At 66.1% G+C, this 1063-nt stretch carries 1 protein-coding gene; it reads right to left on the bottom strand.

Annotated elements, in window-relative coordinates; translation table 11 throughout:
- On the bottom strand, positions 1–970 hold a 970-nt coding region (locus ACPEH2_RS15730; RefSeq protein WP_359921466.1), incomplete at its 3' end, for an IS481 family transposase.
- Between the last annotated feature and the right edge of the window lie 93 nt (positions 971–1063).

The raw sequence follows: 1063 nt of genomic DNA, 5'->3' as shown, positions 1-1063 counted from the left end.
TGTACTGACCTCGACCGTTGTTGATTCGGTCGATGGGTGGGTGGCCTCCGATGCCGAGATGGTGCCTGTCTAGGTTGTAGTGGTCGAGCCAGGCCGTCAATCCTTGTCGGCGATCATCGTTTGAGGTCCAGGGCTGGGCGTAGGCCCACTCGGTCGCGAGGGTTCGGTTGAGGCGTTCGACTTTCCCGTTCGTCCAGGGGCAGTGCGGTCGGATGAACTTCTGTGCGATGCCGTGAGCGTCGATCACAGCGCGGAACGCGGTGGAGTGTCGGTAGGCGAACGCGTTGTCGCTGATGACCCGTTCGACCGTGACCCCGAGAGCGGAGTAGAACGCGATGGCCCGCTCCAGGACCGCCGCCGCGGTCGCGCCTTTCTCGTCGTCGTGGATCTCGGCATAGGCGACGCGGGAGTGGTCGTCGATGACGGTGTGGACATAGTCATAACCCGCACCGCGATGCCGATTCGGGCGTTCGCCACGGCCATGCAGACGCCATCCACCGCCGTCGGGGATACGGCCGAGCTTCTTCACATCCACGTGGATCAGCGACCCAGGATGGTCGTGCTCGTAGCGTTTCGCGGACCGACGGGTCGCGCGGATCACCGTCCCCGTGACCGGATCCAGCTCGCGCAGCAGCGGCACCTCGTGCCGGCGCAGCACCCGCCCCACGGTCGAGGCTTGCAGGCCGAGCTTGCCCGCGATGAACATCGGGCCGCGGCGGGTCAGATGACGCATGATCCGCACCCGGGTCTCCACGCATGCCGCCGTCCGACGGGGATGCGAATGAGCGACGCTCGACCGGTCCACCAGACCCGCCGGGCCGTGCTCGCGGAACCTGCGCCACCACCGCCACGCCGCCGTGCGCGAGATCCCCATCTCCGCCGCGACATGAGCGACCGCACGCCCCGACTGGATGCGCTGAACCATGATCAACCTGCCGGCCGGAGTGAGCCGGGCATTAGCGTGGGACACGAGAAGCCTCCGTGTGTTCGAGCTGCAGAACTAGACAGCTCCAACTCGACACCGGAGGCTTCTCCTACGTCAACAACGATCCGGGTCAGTACA

Origin of the sequence: Microbacterium sp. NPDC064942, assembly GCF_049545525.1 — a bacterium.
GTDB classification, from domain to species: domain Bacteria; phylum Actinomycetota; class Actinomycetes; order Actinomycetales; family Microbacteriaceae; genus Microbacterium; species Microbacterium gawkjiense.
Note: the sequence above shows the minus strand (reverse complement) of the source record. Positions and strands in the feature narration are given on the sequence as shown.